Below are 19,665 nucleotides of genomic sequence, written 5' to 3' on the forward strand. Positions count from 1 at the left end.
AAAGCAAAGGACATGCCGGGAACCGCCGACGACCAATAAACCCCGGCATAAAAAGCGGACCTAGGGTCCGCTTTTTTTATCCCTGCCCGTTTCAGGGCACGCACGAGAAAATGATCGCAGACAGTGCGATCAGGCCGATCAGTACCACGAACAGGTTCGACAGCTGGCCCGAATACTGGCGCAGCGATGGCACTCGGCGGATCGCGTACATCGGCATCAGGAACAGCAGGCACGCGATTACTGGGCCGCCCAGGGTTTCGATCATGCCGAGGATGCTCGGGTTGAAGGTGGCCACCGCCCAGCAGGTCAGGACCATGAACAACGCAGTCAGTCGCTCCAGGGTTTTGTTCGAGGCCACCCGACCACGGCTACGCAGGCTTTTAACGATCAGCCCCTGGAAGCCTTCGCTGGCCCCGATGTAGTGGCCGAGGAAGGATTTGGTGATGGCCACCAGGGCGATCAGCGGTGCAGCGTAGGCAATCACCGGCGTCTGGAAGTGGTTGGCCAGGTACGACAGGATCGAGATGTTCTGCGCCTTGGCCGCGGCCAGGTCGGCGGGCGACAGGCTCAGCACGCAACTGAAGCAGAAGAACATCACCGTCAGCACCATCATGCTGTGGGCCACGGCGAGGATGCCGCTGCTTTTACTTTCGGCCTGGGCGCCGTACTGGCGTTTCTGGTCGACGGCGAAGGCCGAGATGATCGGCGAATGGTTGAAGGAAAACACCATCACCGGAATCGCCAGCCACAGGGTCTTGAAGAACAGCGGCAGGGACATGCCCTCGCCGGCGGAGGCGAAGAAGGCGCCGTTCCAGTTGGGAATCAGGCTCAAAGCCAGCAGCAACAGGGCGGCGACGAAGGGGTAGACCAGCACGCTCATGGCCTTGACGATTACGCCTTGGCCGCAGCGCACGATGGCCATCAGGCCGAGGATCAGCAGCAGTGAGAGGATCGCCCGGGGTGGCGGGGCCATGTGCAGCTGGTGCTCCATGAAGCTGCTCAGGGTGTTGGTCAGGGCCACGCTGTAGACCAGCAGGATTGGGAAGATGGCGAAGAAGTAGAGCAGGGTGATCAGCTTGCCAGCGCCGATGCCGAAATGCTCTTCCACCACTTCGGTGATGTCCCCGGAGCGTCCCGAAAGCACGAAGCGGGTCAGGCCGCGGTGGGCGAAGAAGGTCATGGGGAAGGCCAGTAACGCCAGCACGATCAACGGCCAGAAGCCGCCGACACCGGCATTGATCGGCAGGAACAGGGTGCCGGCGCCGATGGCGGTGCCGTACAGGCCCAGCATCCAGGTGGTGTCGTGTTTGCTCCAGCCCTTGCTGGCGCTGGCGGTACGGGTCAGGTCTACAGCGGGGTTTTCGGCAGCAGGTGTTCGTACATCGGTCATCGGTATCGCCTCGTTATTATTCTTGCTCGGGCTCACGGGATACGGGCGGTCAGGGAGGGCTCCTCAGCACTCCACCCAGCTCACGGCCAGGCCGCCCCGTGAAGTTTCTTTGTATTTGTCGTGCATGTCGGCGCCGGTGTCGCGCATGGTGCGGATCACCCGGTCCAGGGAAATAAAGTGTTGGCCGTCACCGCGCAGGGCCATTTGCGTGGCGTTGATCGCCTTTACCGCGGCGATGGCGTTGCGTTCGATGCACGGCACCTGGACCAGGCCGCCGACCGGGTCGCAGGTCAGGCCGAGGTTGTGTTCCAGGCCGATTTCGGCGGCGTTTTCCAGTTGTTCCGGGGTGGCTCCCAGCACCTCGGCCAGGCCGGCGGCTGCCATGGCGCAAGCCGAACCCACTTCGCCCTGGCAGCCGACTTCGGCGCCGGAGATCGAGGCGTTTTTCTTGCACAGGATGCCCACCGCAGCGGCGCCGAGGAAAAACGCCACGACGTCGTCGTCACAGGCTTCCGGGTTGAACTTCATGTAGTAGTGCAACACCGCCGGAATGATCCCCGCCGCGCCATTGGTGGGGGCGGTGACCATGCGTCCGCCGGCGGCGTTTTCTTCATTCACCGCCAGGGCGAACAGGTTGACCCATTCCATGGCCGACAACGTCGAGCTGATGACATTGGGCTTGCCCAGCTCTTGCAGGCTGCGGTGCAGCTTGGCGGCGCGGCGCGGCACATTCAGGCCGCCGGGCAATACACCCTCATGAAGCAGGCCTTGCTCCACGCAATCACGCATCACCGACCAGATGTGCAGCAGGCCGCTGCGAATCTCGGCATCGCTGCGCCAGGCCCGTTCGTTGGCCATCATCAGTTCGGAGATCCGCAGCTTGTGGGTTTTGCACAGGGCCAGCAGTTCAGCGGCGCTGTTGAAGTCGTAGGGCAATGCGACATCCGTCGTCGAAGCGCTGCCGCCCTCGACTTCCCCGGCTTCGACGATAAAGCCGCCACCCACCGAGTAGTAGGTCTGCTCCCATAACAGCCCGTGGCTCGCAAAGGCGCGCAGGGTCATGGCGTTGGGATGGTAAGGCAGGCTTTCATCCAGCAGCAGCAAGTCCTGCTGCCAGTCGAAGGCGATGGTCGAGCGGCCGCCGAGGGACAGTTGGCCGCTGTCCTGCAGTTGCTGGATACGCGGGCCGATGCTGTTGGGGTCGATGCTGTCAGGCCACTCGCCCATCAGGCCGAGCAGGCAGGCGCGGTCGGTGGCGTGGCCGACGCCGGTGGCGGACAGCGAACCGTAGAGGCGCACTTCTACCCGCTGCACTTGATCGTGCAGACCCTGCTCGAACAGGCCCTGGACGAAGGTCGCGGCGGCGCGCATCGGGCCCACGGTGTGGGAGCTGGACGGGCCGATGCCAACTTTGAAGAGATCGAAAACACTGATAGCCATGCTAAAGCCTGCGAAAAACGGAAGAGGAATCGCTGCCATTTTTTGTCGGCTAAGCGCAATGTCGGCGATACTGCCCGCCTCAATCGGCACTGACCAACGAAACTTCCTAAGACAGCCTTTAGCAGGACTAAACGATGAGTCGTCAGCTTCATGCCCAGACCTACGTCTGGTTGCATGTGTTTTCCTGTGCCGCGCGGCACCTGTCCTTCACCCGTTGTGCGGAGGAATTGCACATCACCCCCGGGGCCGTGAGCCAGCAGATCCGCCAACTGGAGGAGCGCCTGGGGTTTCGTCTGTTTCACCGGCGTGCCCGGGGGGTGGAACTGAGTGCCGAAGGCCAGCGCCTGACGCTGACGGTGAACGAGGCCTACGGCAGCATTGACGCGGAACTGCGCCGCCTGGACGCGGGGATGATCAGCGGGACCCTGCGCCTGCGTTCCATTCCGTCCTTTCTCGGCAAGTGGCTGACCCCGCGCTTGCCCCGCCTGCAGCAGCGTTTTCCGGACATTCAACTGCGCTTGGTGGCCGAAGACAGCAGCCTGGCCCTGCACGAGGGCGACTTTGACTTGGCCATCGACCTCAACGACGGCAGTTACCCCGGGTTGTCATCCACCGCCTTGCTGGACGAGCAGATTTTTCCGGTGTGCGCGCCGAGCCTGTTGCGTGGCCGGCCGCCCTTGCATGGCCCGGCGGACCTTTCGCACTTTCCCTTGCTCCACGACATCACGGCCTGGCGTGGCAGCTATGAGTACGCAGAGTGGGAGTTCTACCTGAACGCCATCGGTTTCGAAGGGGCGGATGTGCGGCGGGGCCACACCTTCAACCGCAACCACCTGACCATCGAGGCGGCGATCGCCGGTATGGGCGTGGCAATTGCCCGTCGCACCCTGCTCAACGACGAGCTGGAGCGCGGCACCTTGATCGTGCCTTTCGGCCTGGCGGTGCCCAATCACAAGCGCTATGTGCTGCTGTACGCGCCGGGCGCGCTAAGCCATCCGCAGGTGCGCGCGGTGCATGACTGGCTGGTGGAAGAGGCGGAAATTTTTCGCGGTCTGCACCCCTTGGTCGAGGGCTGATCGTCGAGGAGTCGAAGAGGACGCGAGGCGAGTCGACTCCCGACATTAACAGCGCTTTTGGCCGTTGTCCGGCTTTATTTGCGAATGAATATTTATCTTTTTTTAGGGGTTGAATTGTTCTTCGTCCTGCCCAATTGTGTAACCAAGAGGTCGCAAAATCAGCACCCCAAAGTGCTACCGCGGCCTTGTTGCGAGCTAGCTGAAATAAGGGAAGAACTATGCAAATCCAAGTCCATAGCGATAACCATATTCAAAGCAGCATCCGGCTGGAGGAGTGGGTCCGTAGCACCATTGAAAGCACGCTCGAACGTTATGAAGAAGACCTGACCCGGGTGGTGGTCCACCTGCGGGACGAGAACGGCGGCAAGTCAGGTCCGGATGATATGCGTTGCCAACTTGAGGCTCGGCCAAAGGGCCATCAGCCGGTTTCTGTCACCCACAAAGCCGATACCCTGGAACAGGCTATCGATGGCGCCACCGTCAAACTGGAAAGCGCTTTGGAACACATGTTCGGCAAGCTGCGTGGCAAACGTGCCGCTGCGGTGCCCAGCAGTGACGGCACTGAAGCAGACGCTCTGCTGGAAGAAGAATTCCTCGAAAACGAACAGGCCGCACTCAACAGCTGACGCCTGATTCCCTTCCCCAACGACAACGGGCCTGCATATGCAGGCCCGTTTTGTTTGTGTGGCTTTTTATCGGTACTGGCTTATCGCTGCTGGCTTGAGGGCGCGATCGTTTTCAGCGCGTCGCCCCCAAGCCAACCCCCTATGGGGGCTTAGAACGCCACCGAGGTTTGCACGTACAGGGTGCGCGGCTCGCCCACGTATTTGCCCCGGTTGTTGTCGTCGAAGGAGCGGGTGAAGTACTGGTGGTTGAGGATGTTTTTTACCCCTACCGCCACGTTCAGGTCAGACAGCTGCGGGCCGAAGTCGTACGCCGCACGGCTGCTGAACAGCATGTAGCCCGGGATGTTGCCGACATTGCCCAGTTCGTTTTCCGTCGAGGTATTGGCGTTGTCGGCGAACTGGCTGCTTTGGTAGCTGCTGTCGAGGTTGAGCTTCCACGGACCTTCGGTGTAACCCAGGCCCAGGGTGCCTTTATGCCGGGATGAAAACGGCACGCGATTGCCCTTGTTCGGCCCGTCTTCGCGGATCGTGGCGTCGACATAGGCGTAGGTCGCATACACATCGAAGCCGGCCAGGGCCGGGCTCAGGCCATCGAGGGCGTAGTTGATGCTGCTCTCGATGCCCTGATGGCGGGTTTCACCGCGGGCGATCACCGTGTCGTTGGTCTGGTTGCTTTCATACTGATTGTCGAAATTGATCAGGAAGGCCCCGATCTCGGCGCGCAGGCCGCCTTGCTCATAGCGGGTCCCCAATTCCCAGGTGCGGGCTTTTTCCGGCTTGATCTCCCCCTTGTCGACGCGGTTGCGCATCTGGCTGTATTGCACGCTGCCGAACGAGCCTTCGGTGTTGGCGTACAGGTTCCAGCTGTCGTTGAGGTGATACAGCACGTTCAACGCTGGCAAGGCGGTGTTGTAGTCGCCTTTGTACTGGGCATTGAGGCGCTTGTCGGTCTGCTCCGATTCGATCATCTCGTAGCGAATGCCGGGGGTGATGGTCCATTGGCCGATGTCGATGCGGTCGTCGAGGAAAATCGCATGGGCTTCGGTGCTGCCCCGGGTGTTGCGGTCCCGGGTGTCGGCGGTGGAGGGCAACTGCTGGGCGGCCATCGGGGTGATGAAACGCTGCTCGTGGCCGGCTTCGTTGATGTAGCGGTAGCCCAGGCCCAGTTCGTGGCTGGTCTGGCCGAGGTCGAAGCCTTGGGCGAAGCGGCTTTCCAGGCCGCGCACCCAGTATTCGCGCGGTGACAGGGAGATAACGGTGCGCTGGTCCAGGTAGCCGCTGCGCAGGGTCTTGGTGAAGAAGCTATTGACCGTGAACTCCCGGCGATCCTCCTGATAGCGGTAGCCGACATTGAACATCGTGCGGCGGCCCCAGAACTTGTCGAACGGCCGGGTCGATTGATATGGGTCGGCCTTGTACGCCGCCGTGCTCAGGCCGCCGGGCATGTCGGCCTCGCCCTCGTAGTACTGGGCCATGGCGTTAAAGCTGTTGGCGTCGTCGAGCTGGTAGTTGCCCTTGAGAATCAGGTCGTCGATCTGCGTGTCGCTGTGTTCGCGCCAGTCGCCACCGCGGGTGCCGGAGTACAGCAGGGCGCCGCCCAGACCGTTGTCGGCGGTGCCGCCGGCCAGCAGGTTGCCTGTGGTCTTGAAGCCGTCATGGCTGGACGAGGGGCTGGTTTCGGTCTGTAGGCCGCCCTTGACCGTCGGTTCATCTGGGATCGCCCGGGTCACGAAGTTGACGATGCCGCCGACGTTCTGCGGGCCATAACGCACCGCGCCGCCGCCGCGCACCACGTCCACGGCGTCCATGTTGCCCATGCTGATGGGCGCGAATGACAGCTGCGGCTGGCCGTAAGGGGCGAAGGGCACCGGAATGCCGTCCATCAGCACCGTGGAGCGCGAGGCCAGGCGCGGGTTGAGCCCGCGGATGCCGAAGTTCAGCGCCATGTCGTGGCTGCCGGTGCCGTTGTTCTCCGGCGCATTGACCCCGGGGATGCGGTTGAGCACGTCCCGGGCCTGGGTGGCGCCCTGGCGTTCGAATTCTTCACGGCGGATCACGTCCCGGGCACCGGGGTGCTCGAAGACGTTGGTCTGGGCTGCATCCCCAAGCCAGTCGCCGACCACGCTGGAAGCCCCCAATTCCAGCGCCGCCGGGGCGCTGTCGGTGCTGGCCGGTTGCAGGCTGAAAGCCTTGTCGCCCTCGGCCCGGGCTTGCAAGCCGGTGCCCTTGAGCAGGGCATTCAAACCTTCTTCTGCGCTGTAGTGTCCTTCCAGGCCCTGGCTTTGCAGGCCTTGGGTGACCTGCGAGCCAAAGGAAATCAGCACCCCGGCCTCCCGGCCAAATTGGTTTAGGGCATTTTCCAGGGCCGTGGGGGCGATGTGGTAGCTCTGTTGCGCGGTGTCGGCGGCCAGTGAGTAAGGCAGGCTGGCGACACTCAGGCTGGCACCCAGCAGCAGGTGGCGCAGGGTACGGGCAAGGGGCGTGAGGCGAGTCGGTTGCTGGTGCATGCAGGGTGGTCCTGAGAAGGAGGATTCAAGGTGGCTTTCCTTCTCTGTCACGCGAGGGCTGGAAAACGGCTCACGTCGGCTGAAAAATAATGTTTGCTGGAAAAAAACGCCGTCAGGCGCGGGCTTGCACCGTGACCCAATAACGGGTGAAGCGTTGCACCTTCACCGGCAGGCTGATCTCCAGCAGGTCGAGAATGCGCTCGCTGTCATCCAGGGGGTAACTGCCGGAGATCAGCAGGTCGGCGACCCGGGCGTCGCAATTGAGTTGGCCGCGACGGTAACGCCCCAGCTCCTGGAGAAAGTCCGCCAGGCGCATATGGGCGGCGACCAGCATGCCGTCGCTCCAGGCACCGCTGCCGGCGTCCAGCGGTCGTGGGGTGCCCCAGGCGTTGGCGTTGAAACTCAACTGCTGCCCGGCCTGCACCGTCAGCGCGGCGCCGTTGTACGCGTTCGGGTTCACACTCACGCTGCCCTCGAACACCGCCAGCTCGCTGCGTTGGTTGAACTGCCGCAGGTTCAGGCGTGCGCCCTGGGGCCGCAGCAGGCCTTCCGCGCTTTGCACCAGCAGTGGCCGGCGTTCCAGGGCGGTGGTCAGGAGGATTTCGCCCTCCAGCAGGCGGATCAGTCGTTGATGGCCGTCGAAGTGCACATCCACTGCGCTGCGGGTGTTGAGTTGCAAGCGGCTGCCGTCGTCCAGGCGCAGGTCGCGGCGTTGTCCCACGGGGCTGCGGTAATCCGCCAGCAGCGGCGGCAACAGGTTTTGTTCGCGCATCCCCCAGGTGACCGCGGAGCCGGCGCCCAGTAGCAGCAACAGCTTCAGCGCCTGGCGTCGGCTGCTGGAGGTGGGCGCGTTCAAGGCGCTGTGGGCCAAAGGCGAAGACAAGCCGCGCAGCCGTTGATTGACCCGCTGAATATGCTGCCAGGCCCGCTGGTGTTCGCTGTGGGCGTCGTGCCACTGCTGCCACGCCCGTTGCTGGCTCGGGTTGAGCGGGCCGCCCTGCATTTCCACCAGCCAGTGCACGGCTTGCTCGGCGACCTGGGTGGAAAAGTCCGCGGGGCCGCCGGGGCCGGGGTTGAGTGAAGGGTTCACAGGGCGAAGTAGCAGCGCAGGGCTGCCTTGTTCAGGTGGCGTTTGACGGTGGCAATGGAGATGCCCAGTTCCTTGGCGATTTCCCCGTAGCTCAAGCCATCGACCTGGGCCAGCAGAAAGGCGCGTTTGACCAGGCGGGGCAGGCCGTCGAGCAACTGGTCCAGCTCCATCAGGGTTTGCAGGATGATGGCCCGTTCTTCTTCGGACGGCGCGCTTTGCTCCGGCATCTGCGCCAGGGCTTCCAGGTAGGCGCGCTCCAGGTCCTGGCGTCGGTAATGGTTGCTCAGCACCCGTTTGGCGATGGTGGTGAGAAAGGCCCGCGGCTCGATGAGGGTGGGCGTTTCCCGGGCCGTCAGCACCCGCATAAAGGTGTCCTGGGCCAGGTCGGCAGCGCTGTCAGGGCAGCCGAGCTTGCGCCGCAGCCAGCTGTTCAACCAGCCGTGATGGGCGCTGTAGAGGGTTTCGACGGTCAGGGAATGGGACAAGCGAGACGCTCCGGCAGCATGCAGATGCTTAAGAGAACAAGAATTGTTCGCATTGTAGGGAGCGGCATGGCATTCGGCAATCAGCGCGGACCGACGGAAGGCTGGGCATTAACATCAGGCTTTTTTGCGTATGAGAATATTTATCATTAATATCGTCGCCCTGTTCCTGTCGCCTGCCGCTCCGTGCCGGGCGTCCTCTTTCGCGTCAAGGTCGAACCATGAAAAGCAAGGCTGTCGGTACGCCTGTTTCCTATCGCTTGGCGGTGACCTCGCGGGTGCTCGCAGCAGTGCTGGGCGGCTACGTGCTGGCGGCCCTGAGCAGCGTGTGCCTGACCTTGCTGCTGCCGGTGTCCCGGCCCGATGCGGTGGTCATCGGGATGATGAGCTCGTTCCTGTTCTACCTGCTGGCGGTGATCGGCTGTTTTGCCTGCCGCAGCGCCTGGCAGGCCTGGGGCGGCGTGCTGTTGGCAAGCCTGATCCTGGCGGCGATCAGCGGCCTGGCGTATTGGGGCGCGGCCTGATGAAAGAGGGTTTTCGCCAATCCATGGCCTGGCTGCACACTTGGAGCGGGCTGATCTTCGGCTGGTTGCTGCTGGCGATTTTTCTCACCGGCAGCCTGGCTTACTTCAAGGATGAGATCAGTCACTGGATGCAGCCGGAAGTACCGGCCCGGGACCTCGATGCCCAGGCCAACCTGGTGGTGGCCCAGGCCTATCTGCAGCAGCGAGCGCCCAACGCGGCCCGCTGGTTTATCAACCTGCCCAATGAACGCCAGCCGGCGTTATCGGTGAGCTGGCAGGACGCGGCCAAGGTCGGTCAGCGCGGGGCCTTCGAAGAGCAACTGCTGGACCCGGCCAGCGGTGCGGCCCTGCAGGCGCGTGAGACCCGCGGCGGCGAGTTTTTCTACCGCTTTCATTTTCAGTTGCAGATGCCCTATCCCTGGGGCCGCTGGCTGTCCACGGCAGCGGCCATGGTGATGTTCGTGGCGTTGATCAGCGGCATCATCACCCACAAGAAAATCTTCAAGGACTTCTTCACCTTCCGACCCCGCAAGGGCCAGCGCACCTGGCTCGACGGGCATAACGCGGTGGGCGTGCTGGTATTGCCGTTCCACCTGATGATCACCTACAGCAGCCTGGTGATCTTCATGACCATGGTCATGCCGGCCAGCATCCTGGTGGCCTACGACAACAACCCCCGAAGCTTCTTCAACGAGCTGCTGCCGGCCACCAACAACCCCAAGGCGGCCGGGCAGCCGGGGACCCTGGTGGCGCTGGCCCCGTTGCTCGATCAGGCGCTGCAACAGTGGCCGGGCGGCCGGGCGGAACGGATCGCGGTGAATAACCCGGGGGATCTCAATGCTTCGGTGAATGTGTTCCGCAGTGGCGCTGATCGCGTGGTGCATGATTTCGGCAGTGTGGTGTCGTTCAACGGTGTGACCGGGCAGATGCTCAAGGTCAGCGCCGGACAATCCTTGCCCCTGGCCATCGGTGGCAGTTTCTACGGCCTGCACATGGGTCATTTTTCCGGGCCGGTGCTGCGCTGGCTGTACTTTATCTGTGGGCTGGCGAGCACCGCGATGATCGGCACCGGGCTGGTGATCTGGCTCGGCAAGCGCCAGCTCAAGCACGCCAAGAGCGGGGTGCAGCCCTTCGAGCTGCGATTGGTGGAAGTGTTGAACATCGCCAGCATGGCCGGCTTGGTGGTGGCCGTGGCGGCGTATTTCTGGGCCAATCGCCTGCTGCCCGCAGGGCTGGCCGAGCGTGCTGGTTGGGAAGTGACCGGCTTCTTCAGTGTCTGGGGCCTGAGCCTGCTGCATGCCGCGCTGCGTCGCGGCCCCAGGGCCTGGATCGAGCAATTGGGACTGGCGGCATTGCTGTTCGCCGGTCTGCCGCTGCTGGACGTGCTGACTGCGCCGGACCTGGGCTGGGTCTTGGGCGGGCCGATGGACGGGGTTCGCCTGGGCTTTGACCTGGCCTGCCTGGGCACGGGCCTGTTCCTGGCCTGGGCTGCGCTGAAAATGCACCGTCGTGGCTCGCTCCAGGCCGAGGCGCGACCCCGCGCCGCCCGCGCTCGACCCATGCCCCTTGAAAGCGAGGTGAACTGAATGTTGCTGGCTCTGTTGTTGTGCTACGCGGGGTTTACCGGGTTATGCCTGGCCATGGACCGGCATCACGCCGATGTGCTCGGGCACAAGGCCTCGGCGCGCCGGCGGCAGGGGCTGCGTCTGGGCGGCTGGGCGCTGCTGAGCTTGTCGTTGGCCGCGGCGGTGGACGCCGCTGGTTGGGGGCTGGGCCTGGTGCAGTGGTGCGCGGTGCTGATGCTCAGTGGCCTGTTACTGGTGTTGTTGCTGCCTTATCGTCCGCGCTTGGCGTTGCTGATGGCGGGCCTTGGCCTGCTGGCCAGCCCGGTCGCTGCCCTTGCGTTGCACTGATCGAGTCCGCCGATGATGCTCACCACCCCGCCTGAACACCCCGAGCTGGAGCGTCCCGAGGCTTCGGGCAGCCGCGCGCATTTCCTGCAGGTGTTCCTGTCCCAGCGTTCGCAGATGGAGGCCCTGGTCAGTCGTCGCGTCGGCTGCCGGGCCACGGCGGCCGATCTGGTGCAGGACTTGTTCTTGCGTTTCTGGCGTCGGCCCCTGGTGCAGGTGGAAGAACTCAGCACCTACCTGCTGCGTTGTGCCGGCAACATCGCCATCGACCATTTGCGCAGCGAAGGGGCGCGGGTGCGGGTCAGTGAAGGCTGGTTGCCGGAGCAGCAAGACAACCAGAGCGTCGAGCCGCAGGCCGCGCTGGAGGCCGGCAATGACTTGCGCCATGTCGAGGCGGCCCTGCGCAGCCTGCCGGAGCGCACCCGACAGATTTTCCTGCTGAACCGCATTCACGGCCGCAAATATGCCGAGATCGCCCGCGCAATGGGCCTGTCCCAAAGTGCCGTGGAAAAACATATGATGCGCGCCCTTGAGGCCTGTAAGGCCAGCCTGAGAGAGCCCTCAAGCCCCCGTCCGCCAGGGAAAGCCCCGTGAACCACACTGCCCGCGTCACCCCGACGCCCGCCCAGGAACAGGCCGCGCTGGCCTGGCTGAGCCTGTTGCACGACCAGCCCAGCAGCGGTGACCAGGCCACCTTCAGCCACTGGCTGCAGGCCGATCCGGCCCATGTCGAAGCCTATGCCCAGGCCCAGGTGCTGTGGGAGTTGAGCGAAGGGCCGGCGCGTACCCTGGCCGATGAAGACGCCTTCGCCCTGCAAGGCTACCTGCGGGCCATGGACCGTTCGCCACGACAGACGCGGCGGCGCTGGTCGGCGGCACTGGCGATGGCCGCCTGCCTGGTGCTGATGATCGGGGTGGCGGCGGGCTGGCAGCCGGCGCGCTGGGTCGATGACCTGGGGGCCGACTACGTCTCGGCGCCGGGGCAGGTGCGCACGCTGGTGCTGGCAGACCAGTCCGAAGTGACCCTGGACGCCGACAGCGCCATCGCCGTGGATTTCAGTCACGGCGAGCGGCATGTCCAGCTGCGCCGAGGGGCGGCGTTCTTCCAGGTCACCCACACGGGCCAACCCTTTGTGGTGATGGCGGAGCAGGGCGAAGCGCGGGTCCTGGGGACTCAGTTCGAAGTTCGCCTGCAGCCGTCCGGGGCCCAGGTCACCGTGCTGTCGGGCCGGGTCGGGGTGACGCCCCGCCAGGGTGCCGAGCAACAGATTCTCAGCGCCGGCCAGCAAGTCGCCTATGCCCAGGGCAATGCCCAGCCCCTGCATCCGGTGGACAGTGAGGCGCAACTGGCCTGGCGCCAGGGCTGGCTGAACTACTACCGGGCGCCGCTGGCCGATGTCATCCAGGACCTGCAGCGCTACTACCCGGGGCGGATCCTGGTGCTCAACGAGCAATTGGCGGCTCGCACCGTCAGCGGCAGTTTCCCCAGTCGCGACCCGTTGGCGGTCCTGGGTTCCTTGCGTGGGGTCCTAGGGTTTGAGCAGCACAGCGTGCTCAATCGCCTGATCATCCTGCGCTGACGCCAGGGATGGACGACAACCCCGGCCTGCAAACACCGGTGCGGGGAGGGCGTGGAAAATTATTTTCAAAAAAAGGTGAGGTAAATCCGTCGCCGATCCGTGTAGTGCTTGAAAGTGCGATTCATTCGCATCCATGACGTTTCTACACACGAGTCTCAAGCATGAAGTCCAGGGCAAAATCGGTGGCAGGCAGTGCGGTAAAAGGGTGGGTTGGCGTTTCGGTGCTGGCGGTTTCAGGGTGGGCGTTGTTGCCCTTGAGCGTGGCCTTGGCGGCGGACCCTGGCAGCACCCAGCAAAGCCCCTTGTTCAGCTTCGCCATGGCTGCCAAACCCTTGCCCCAGGCCCTGAGCGATTTCAGCCGGGTCACCGGCCTGAGCGTGGTCTACACCGATGAAGCGCCTTATGGCCTCAAGGCCCCGGCGATCAGCGGCCAGTTGAGTGCGGAACAGGCCCTGCAGCGTTTGTTGAGCAACTCCGGCCTGACCTTCCGCCGTACCGATGCCCGCACCCTGGCCCTGGAGCCTGTGCCCACCGAGGGCGCGTTGAACCTGGGGGCGACCAACATCACCTCCACGGTCGCCGCCGAAAGCACCAGCTACCAGCCGCCGGCCAGCAGCTCGGTGGCGCGCTCCCAGGGCTTGATCCAGGAAATCCCCCAGACCATCAACGTGGTCCCGGCCCAGGTTCTGCGCGACCAGACCCCACGCAACCTGGACGATGCCCTGAACAACATCAGCGGCATCACCCAGACCAACACCCTGGGCGGCACCCAGGACGCGGTGATGATCCGTGGCTTTGGCGACAACCGTAACGGCTCGGTGATGCGCGACGGCATGCCGGTGATGCAAGGCCGCGCGCTGAACGCCACGGCAGAGCGGGTGGAAGTGCTCAAGGGCCCGGCGTCTCTGTTGTATGGCATCCAGGACCCGGGCGGCGTGGTCAATATCGTCAGCAAGAAGCCGCAACTGGAGCAGTACAACGCCGTGACCCTGCGCGGCTCGACCTATGGTTCCGGCAAGAACGGCAGCGGTGGCGGCCTGGACAGCACCGGCGCGCTGGGCGATTCCGGGCTGGCGTACCGCATGATCCTCGACCATGAAGACGAGGATTACTGGCGCAATTTCGGCACCCACCGGGAAACCCTGATCGCGCCTTCCCTGGCCTGGTTCGGCGAGGACACCAAGCTGCTGTTCGCCTATGAACACCGGGAATTCCTCACCCCGTTCGACCGGGGCACGGTATTTGATCCCAAGACCAAGCATGCGTTGGATATCCCTGCCGACCGGCGCCTGGACGAGCCGTTCAACAACATGGAAGGGCGTTCGGACCTGTACCGCTTTGAAGCCGACCACCAACTCAACGACAACTGGAAGGCCCACTTCGGCTACAGCTGGAACCGTGAAACCTACGACGCCAGCCAGGTGCGGGTGACCGCGGTGAATTCAGCCAACGGCACCTTGACGCGCAAGATGGACGGCACCCAAGACGCCATCACCACCGACCGGTTTGCCACCGCGAGCCTGGAAGGCCAGGTCGAGCTGGCCGGCATGCGTCACGACCTGGTATTCGGCCTGGACGATGAGTACCGCAAGATCTACCGCGCAGACCTGATCCGGCAGAACAGCCAGACCACCTTCAGCTACCTCAACCCGGTGTACGGTCAGGAAGTGGCGGGCAGCACCGTCAGTGCCACCGACAGTGCCCAGACCGACCTGTTGCGCAGTGACTCGGTGTTCTTCCAGGACTCCATCCACCTCACCGACCAGTGGATCCTGGTGGGCGGCGGGCGCTTCCAGGAGTACGACCAGTACGCGGGCAAGGGCCGTCCATTCCACGTCAACACCGACACCAACGGGCAGAAGTTCATCCCCCGCGCGGGCCTGGTGTATCGCTACACCGACCAGTTGTCGTTCTACGGCAGCTACACCGAATCGTTCAAACCCAACTCCAGCATTGCCCAGTTGGCCGGCGGTACCGTGGTACTGGACGGCGGCATCAAGCCGGAAGAGGGCAAGTCCTGGGAGTTGGGGGCCAAGCTCGATATGCCGGGCCGGGTCACTGCCAGCGCGGCGGTGTTCGATATCACCAAGCGCAATGTACTGGTGTCCACTGCCACCGCCGGGGAGACCGTGACCAGCGTGGCTGGTGAAGTGCGCTCCCGCGGCCTGGAGCTGGACGTCAGCGGTCAGCTCAGTGACCAGTGGAGCCTGATCGGCAGCTATGCCTACACCGACGCCGAAGTTACCCAGGACACCGAGTACAAAGGCAAGCGCCTGCAGAACGTGGCCAAGAACACCGCGTCGCTGTCGGCGGTGTATGACTTTGGCAGCCTGATCGGCGGTGATCGCCTGCGAGTCGGTGCCGGTGCCCGTCGCGTTGGCGAACGCGCTGGTGACGCGCCCAACAGCTTCGACCTGCCGGCCTACACCGTGGCCGATGCCTTTGCCACCTACGACACTCAGCTGGAAGGGCAGAAGGTCAAATTCCAGCTCAACGTGAAGAACCTGTTCGACAAGACCTACTACACCTCGGCGGCGAGCACCTACTTCGTCTCCGTGGGCGATGCCCGGCAGTTCTCCCTCTCCAGCACCCTGGAATTCTGACGGCCTGCGCCAAGGCATCGGCCCCATCGCCGGCAAGCCGGCTCCTACAGGATGTGCGCCTCGCTTTTTGTAGGTGCTGGCTTGCCAGCGATGGCGATCTCAAGATGGGCGCCAAGGCATCGGCCCCATCGCCGGCAAGCCGGCTCCTACAGGACGTGCACCTTGCTTCTTTGTAGGAGCTGGCTTGCCAGCGATGGCGATCTCAAGATGGGCGCCAAGGTCTCGGGCCTCAGCGTAAAAACGCCTGGCGATAATCGCCTGGGGTGCCGCCCACGGCCTGGCGGAAGCGATGGGTGAAGTGGCTGGCGCTGGCGAAGCCACAGGCCAGGGCGATTTCGCCCAGCGGTAGGCGGGTGTGGCGCAGCAGGTGCCGGGCCTGGGCCAGGCGTCGGGCCAGCACGTATTGATGGGGCGGCAGGCCAAAGCTGGCGCGAAACATCCGTGCAAAGTGGTATTCCGATAACGCACACAACCCCGCCAATTGCCCGAGGCTGATGGGCTCGGCCAACTGGCTGTCGATGAACTCCACCAACTGCCGCCGCTGGTGCGCGGCCAAGCCGCCCTTGAGCCGCAAGCCCTGACGCAGCCCCACTTGGTGCAACAGCGCGTGGCTGAGCATCTCGTGGGCCAGGCTGCTGGTCAGCACACGTTCTGCAGGCTCGTCCCAGTTGAGCTGGATCAGCTGGCGAAAGCGCCGGGCTTGTTGCGGGTCATCCAAGAAGGTGCTTTCGCGCAGCTGCATTTCCCGTGGTTCGCGGTCCAGCAGGCCCACGCAACCGAGGGCGAACTGCTCCGGGCTGAAGTACAGATGGGCCAGGCGGATACGCCCGTTGATCACCCAGGCGGACTGGTGTTCGGCCGGCAGGATGCAGAGTTTGTCCGGGGCGCCCTTGGTGCCGGGTTGGTCACGGCGAAAGGTTTCGGTGCCACCGGCGATGTAGCAGGACAGGGTGTGATGGCTCGGCGCTTCGTATTCCTGGGCGTCGTGGTGGTTGCTCCACAAGGCTGCAGACAAGCCGTCACCGAGCTCGGCGCTGTGCTCCAGGCGAGCATTGGGCGAGCGGTTCAGGGCTTGAAAGACTTGCAGGGTATCCAGTGCGGGCATGTTCGTTTCTCCAACGTTGGCATCCTACTCCCTGAATGCCCGGCTGCCAGCCCGGCAAGCGACAAAAGCGCAAGTTTACGCAAGCGCGTTGCCCCTGCCCGGGCTGAGACTGTGAGCCTTGCACAGGAGTCGCGCCATGAACCTCTCGCTTTATCTGCTCACCGTCCTGATCTGGGGCACCACCTGGATTGCCCTGAAACTGCAGTTGGGGGTGGTGGCCATTCCGGTGTCCATCGTCTATCGCTTCGGCCTGGCGGCCCTGGTGCTATTCGTCATGTTGCTGCTCAGCCGCAAGCTGCAGGTGATGAACCGCCGCGGGCACCTGATCTGCCTGGCCCAGGGCCTCTGCCTGTTCTGCATCAACTTCATGTGTTTCCTGCACGCCAGCCAATGGATTCCCAGTGGCCTGGTGGCGGTGGTGTTCTCCACGGCCACCCTGTGGAACGCCCTGAATGCGCGGGTGTTCTTCGGCCAGCGGATCGCGCGCAACGTGCTGATGGGCGGCGCCTTGGGCCTGTTCGGCCTGGGGCTGCTGTTCTGGCCCGAGCTGGTGAGCCACCGCGCCAGCCCGCAGACTTTGCTTGGCCTGGGCCTGGCGCTGTTGGGCACCCTGTGTTTCTCGGCGGGCAACATGCTGTCGAGCCTGCAGCAGAAAGTCGGGCTCAAGCCGTTGACCACCAATGCCTGGGGCATGGCGTACGGGGCGGTGATGCTGTCGGTGTATTGCCTGTTCCAGGGCATTCCCTTTGAGATGGAATGGAACACCCGTTACGTCGGCTCGTTGCTGTACCTGGTGATTCCGGGGTCGGTGATCGGCTTTACCGCCTACCTGACCCTGGTCGGGCGCATGGGCCCGGAGCGCGCCGCCTATTGCACCGTGCTGTTCCCGGTGGTGGCGCTGAACGTCTCGGCGTTTGTCGAAGGCTACCAATGGACCGCGCCGGCCCTGGCCGGGCTGGTCCTGGTGATGCTGGGCAACGTGCTGGTGTTTCGCAAACCCAAGTCGCCGCTGGTGACGACGCCCAAGCCCGCCCTATCCTAGGGGCCGGCCTGCCGGTGATGAGGTTCCCGCGAACGCCATCGCCGGCGCCATCGCCGGCACTGCGCCGGGTTTAACCCTTCCAGACTTGCGGGTTGACCAGGTCTTGCGGGCGCTCGCCCAGCAGGGCGCTGCGCAGGTTGGCCAGGGCACGATTGGCCATGGCTTCGCGGGTTTCGTGGGTGGCAGAGCCGATGTGCGGCAGGGTCACGGCGTTCTTCAACTGGAACAACGGCGACTCGGCCAGGGGCTCTTTCTCGTACACGTCCAGGCCGGCGCCGCGGATCCGGTTGTTCTGCAGGGCATCGATCAGTGCCGGCTCATCCACCACCGGGCCGCGGGAAATGTTCACCAGGATCGCGCTGGGCTTCATCAAGGCCAGTTCACGGTGGCTGATCAGGTGCTTGGTCTTCTCACTCAACGGCACCACAAGGCAGACAAAATCCGCTTCCGCCAGCAGTTGATCGAGGCTGCGGAACTGCGCCCCCAGTTCCTGCTCCAGATCGGTCTTGCGGCTGTTGCCGCTGTAGAGGATCGGCATATTGAAGCCCAGGCGACCACGCCGGGCCACGGCCGCGCCGATGTTGCCCATGCCGACGATGCCCAGGGTCTTGCCATGCACATCGCTGCCGAACAATGGCGCGCCGACACTGGCTTGCCACTGGCCGGCCTTGGTCCAGGCATCCAGTTCGGCGACCCGACGGGCGCTGCTCATGATCAGGGCGAAGGCCAGGTCGGCGGTGCTTTCGGTGAGCACGTCCGGGGTGTTGGTGAGCATGATCCCGCGTTCGTTGAAGTAGGCCACGTCGTAGTTGTCGTAGCCCACCGAGACACTGGACACCACTTCCAGCTTGGCGGCGTTTTCCAGCTGGGCGCGACCGAGCTTGCGACCCACGCCGATCAGCCCGTGGGCCTGGGGCAGGGCTTCATTGAACTGTGCGTTGATGTCGCCTTGCTTGGGATTGGGCACGATGACCTCGAAGTCCTGTTGCAGGCGTTCGATCATTTCGGGCGTGACACGGCTGAAGGCAAGTACGGTCTTTTTCATCGCGGGAAGAGCTCGTCAGGCGGGAAGAATGCCAAGCAAGCTAACATTCTCCACCGGGTTTTTATAGCGCCCGCCGGGCGCCATCGGCTCAATGGGCCAGGCGGGCGCCGGCCAGGCTGCCGCTCAGTTCGTAGGCTGTCAGTTCAGCCTGGTGAGCAGCGAGGATTTCCGGCAGGGAGCCGCGCAGGTACTCGACCCAGGTCTTGATCTTGGCATCCAGGTACTGGCGCGACGGGTAGATGGCGTACAGGTTCAGCTCCTGGGAGCGGTACTGGGGCATGACCCGCACCAGGGTGCCGTTACGCAGCCCTTCGATGGCGGCGTACACCGGCAATACGCCGACGCCCATGCCGCTGGTGATCGCGGTTTTCATCGCGTCCGCCGAGTTCACCAGGAACGGTGAGCTGTTGATGGTCACCATCTCCTGGCCTTCCGGGCCGTCGAACAGCCACTTCTCCAGGGGGATCACCGGGCTCACCAGGCGCAGGCAGGCATGGTTCAGCAGGTCGCTGGGCTTTTGCGCGCAGCCGTTGGCTTTCACATAGGCCGGCGAGGCGCAGACGATGCTGTAGGTGATGCCCAGGCGCTGGGAAACAAAGCCCGAGTCCGGCAGTTCGCTGGCCAGCACGATGGACACGTCGTAGCCCTCGTCCAACAGGTCCGGCACGCGGTTGGCCAGGGTCAGGTCGAAGGTCACGTCCGGGTGGGTCTTGCGGTAGCGGGCGATGGCATCGATCACGAAGTGCTGGCCGATGCCGGTCATGGTGTGGACTTTCAACTGGCCGGCGGGCCGGGCGTGGGCGTCGCTGGCCTCGGCTTCGGCCTCCTCGACGTAGGCCAGGATCTGTTCGCAGCGCAGCAGGTAGCGCTTGCCGGCTTCGGTCAGGGCGATGCGCCGGGTCGTGCGGTTGAGCAGACGGGTTTGCAGGTGGGCCTCAAGGTTGGAGACCGCGCGCGAGACGTTGGCCGTGGTGGTGTCCAGTTGCACAGCGGCGGCGGTGAAGCTGCCGGCTTCGGCGACGCAACTGAAGGCGCGCATGTTTTGCAGGGTGTCCATGGAGTGCTCTCAGGGGAGGTGGCAAATTGTGACACGAAGTTTCTGTTTTTACAGGCGAATAGGGCTTCGACCAAAGGATTATCGCGTTAACGGTAATAAAGATTCACAGGAATGCCACCTTATCGCCGTGCATGCCGCCCCCTAGAATTGCGCCGATCCGTAGGGGCCGGCTTGCCGGCGATCCGCGC

The 19,665-nt window shown here is 64.0% G+C and carries 17 protein-coding genes; 9 read left to right on the top strand and 8 right to left on the bottom strand.

Annotated elements, in window-relative coordinates:
* Window positions 1-91: 91 nt before the first annotated feature.
* Both M1B34_RS26925 and M1B34_RS26930 read right to left on the bottom strand, forming a co-directional pair.
* Window positions 92-1,390 carry a serine/threonine transporter gene (locus M1B34_RS26925; protein ID WP_268266713.1) on the bottom strand — a complete coding sequence of 433 codons (1,299 nt, stop codon included), beginning with the start codon at window positions 1,388-1,390 and terminating at the stop codon, window positions 92-94.
* Between the two features lie 63 nt (window positions 1,391-1,453).
* Window positions 1,454-2,830 (bottom strand): L-serine ammonia-lyase, encoded by a 1,377-nt coding sequence (locus M1B34_RS26930; protein ID WP_123337017.1) that lies wholly within the window; start codon window positions 2,828-2,830, stop codon window positions 1,454-1,456.
* 134 nt (window positions 2,831-2,964) lie between these two features.
* On the opposite strand from M1B34_RS26930, the gene M1B34_RS26935 reads away from it, so the two are divergent.
* Window positions 2,965-3,906, top strand: a complete 942-nt coding sequence (locus M1B34_RS26935) for a LysR substrate-binding domain-containing protein (protein ID WP_268266714.1) — start codon at window positions 2,965-2,967, stop codon at window positions 3,904-3,906.
* Window positions 3,907-4,124: 218 nt separating this feature from the next.
* Window positions 4,125-4,532, top strand: coding sequence for an HPF/RaiA family ribosome-associated protein (locus M1B34_RS26940; RefSeq protein ID WP_268263436.1), 408 nt, complete (start codon window positions 4,125-4,127; stop codon window positions 4,530-4,532).
* 149 nt (window positions 4,533-4,681) lie between these two features.
* Here the strand turns inward: M1B34_RS26940 and fecA are convergent, their stop codons facing one another.
* The 3 genes from fecA to M1B34_RS26955 all read right to left on the bottom strand — a co-directional run bounded on the left by fecA (window position 4,682) and on the right by M1B34_RS26955 (window position 8,614).
* Complete coding sequence (fecA, locus tag M1B34_RS26945) at window positions 4,682-7,039, bottom strand: TonB-dependent Fe(3+) dicitrate receptor FecA (RefSeq protein ID WP_268266715.1); 2,358 nt, start codon at window positions 7,037-7,039, stop codon at window positions 4,682-4,684.
* Window positions 7,040-7,151: 112 nt separating this feature from the next.
* On the bottom strand, window positions 7,152-8,042 hold the full coding sequence (locus M1B34_RS26950) for a FecR domain-containing protein (RefSeq protein WP_425273547.1): 891 nt from the start codon (window positions 8,040-8,042) through the stop codon (window positions 7,152-7,154).
* A gap of 83 nt (window positions 8,043-8,125) precedes the next feature.
* Window positions 8,126-8,614, bottom strand: a complete 489-nt coding sequence (locus M1B34_RS26955; RefSeq protein ID WP_123337009.1) for a sigma-70 family RNA polymerase sigma factor — start codon at window positions 8,612-8,614, stop codon at window positions 8,126-8,128.
* Window positions 8,615-8,832: 218 nt separating this feature from the next.
* Between M1B34_RS26955 and M1B34_RS26960 the strand changes: the two genes are divergently transcribed.
* The 6 genes from M1B34_RS26960 (at window position 8,833) to M1B34_RS26985 (ending at window position 15,228) form a co-directional block, all read left to right on the top strand.
* The gene (locus tag M1B34_RS26960) at window positions 8,833-9,135 is read left to right on the top strand and encodes a DUF3649 domain-containing protein (RefSeq protein ID WP_123337007.1); all 303 of its coding nucleotides are present in this window, start codon (window positions 8,833-8,835) and stop codon (window positions 9,133-9,135) included.
* The gene (locus M1B34_RS26965) at window positions 9,135-10,721 is read left to right on the top strand and encodes a PepSY-associated TM helix domain-containing protein (RefSeq protein WP_268266717.1); all 1,587 of its coding nucleotides are present in this window, start codon (window positions 9,135-9,137) and stop codon (window positions 10,719-10,721) included. Before M1B34_RS26960 ends, M1B34_RS26965 begins: the two co-directional genes overlap by 1 nt.
* Window positions 10,722-11,048: a DUF3325 domain-containing protein gene (locus M1B34_RS26970; RefSeq protein WP_123337006.1), complete on the top strand. Its 327-nt coding sequence runs from the start codon at window positions 10,722-10,724 to the stop codon at window positions 11,046-11,048.
* 15 nt (window positions 11,049-11,063) lie between these two features.
* The gene (locus tag M1B34_RS26975; RefSeq protein ID WP_268266733.1) at window positions 11,064-11,639 is read left to right on the top strand and encodes an RNA polymerase sigma factor; all 576 of its coding nucleotides are present in this window, start codon (window positions 11,064-11,066) and stop codon (window positions 11,637-11,639) included.
* Complete coding sequence (locus M1B34_RS26980; RefSeq protein WP_268263439.1) at window positions 11,636-12,625, top strand: FecR family protein; 990 nt, start codon at window positions 11,636-11,638, stop codon at window positions 12,623-12,625. Before M1B34_RS26975 ends, M1B34_RS26980 begins: the two co-directional genes overlap by 4 nt.
* 161 nt (window positions 12,626-12,786) lie before the next feature.
* Window positions 12,787-15,228 carry a TonB-dependent siderophore receptor gene (locus M1B34_RS26985; protein WP_268266718.1) on the top strand — a complete coding sequence of 814 codons (2,442 nt, stop codon included), beginning with the start codon at window positions 12,787-12,789 and terminating at the stop codon, window positions 15,226-15,228.
* 229 nt (window positions 15,229-15,457) lie between these two features.
* On the opposite strand, the gene M1B34_RS26990 is transcribed toward M1B34_RS26985, so the two are convergent.
* Window positions 15,458-16,333 carry a helix-turn-helix domain-containing protein gene (locus M1B34_RS26990; RefSeq protein ID WP_268266719.1) on the bottom strand — a complete coding sequence of 292 codons (876 nt, stop codon included), beginning with the start codon at window positions 16,331-16,333 and terminating at the stop codon, window positions 15,458-15,460.
* Between the two features lie 136 nt (window positions 16,334-16,469).
* Here M1B34_RS26990 and M1B34_RS26995 point away from each other — a divergent pair, with 136 nt between their 5' ends.
* Complete coding sequence (locus M1B34_RS26995; protein WP_268266720.1) at window positions 16,470-17,375, top strand: DMT family transporter; 906 nt, start codon at window positions 16,470-16,472, stop codon at window positions 17,373-17,375.
* 70 nt (window positions 17,376-17,445) lie between these two features.
* Here M1B34_RS26995 and M1B34_RS27000 read toward each other — a convergent pair whose 3' ends face one another.
* A complete protein-coding gene (locus tag M1B34_RS27000) occupies window positions 17,446-18,420 on the bottom strand; it encodes a 2-hydroxyacid dehydrogenase (protein WP_268266721.1) in 975 nt (324 codons plus the stop codon).
* Window positions 18,421-18,508: 88 nt separating this feature from the next.
* Window positions 18,509-19,477 (bottom strand): LysR family transcriptional regulator, encoded by a 969-nt coding sequence (locus tag M1B34_RS27005; RefSeq protein ID WP_268266722.1) that lies wholly within the window; start codon window positions 19,475-19,477, stop codon window positions 18,509-18,511.
* Window positions 19,478-19,665: the final 188 nt, after the last annotated feature.

Origin of the sequence: Pseudomonas morbosilactucae (assembly GCF_023241715.1) — a bacterium.
Lineage (GTDB): Bacteria > Pseudomonadota > Gammaproteobacteria > Pseudomonadales > Pseudomonadaceae > Aquipseudomonas > Aquipseudomonas morbosilactucae.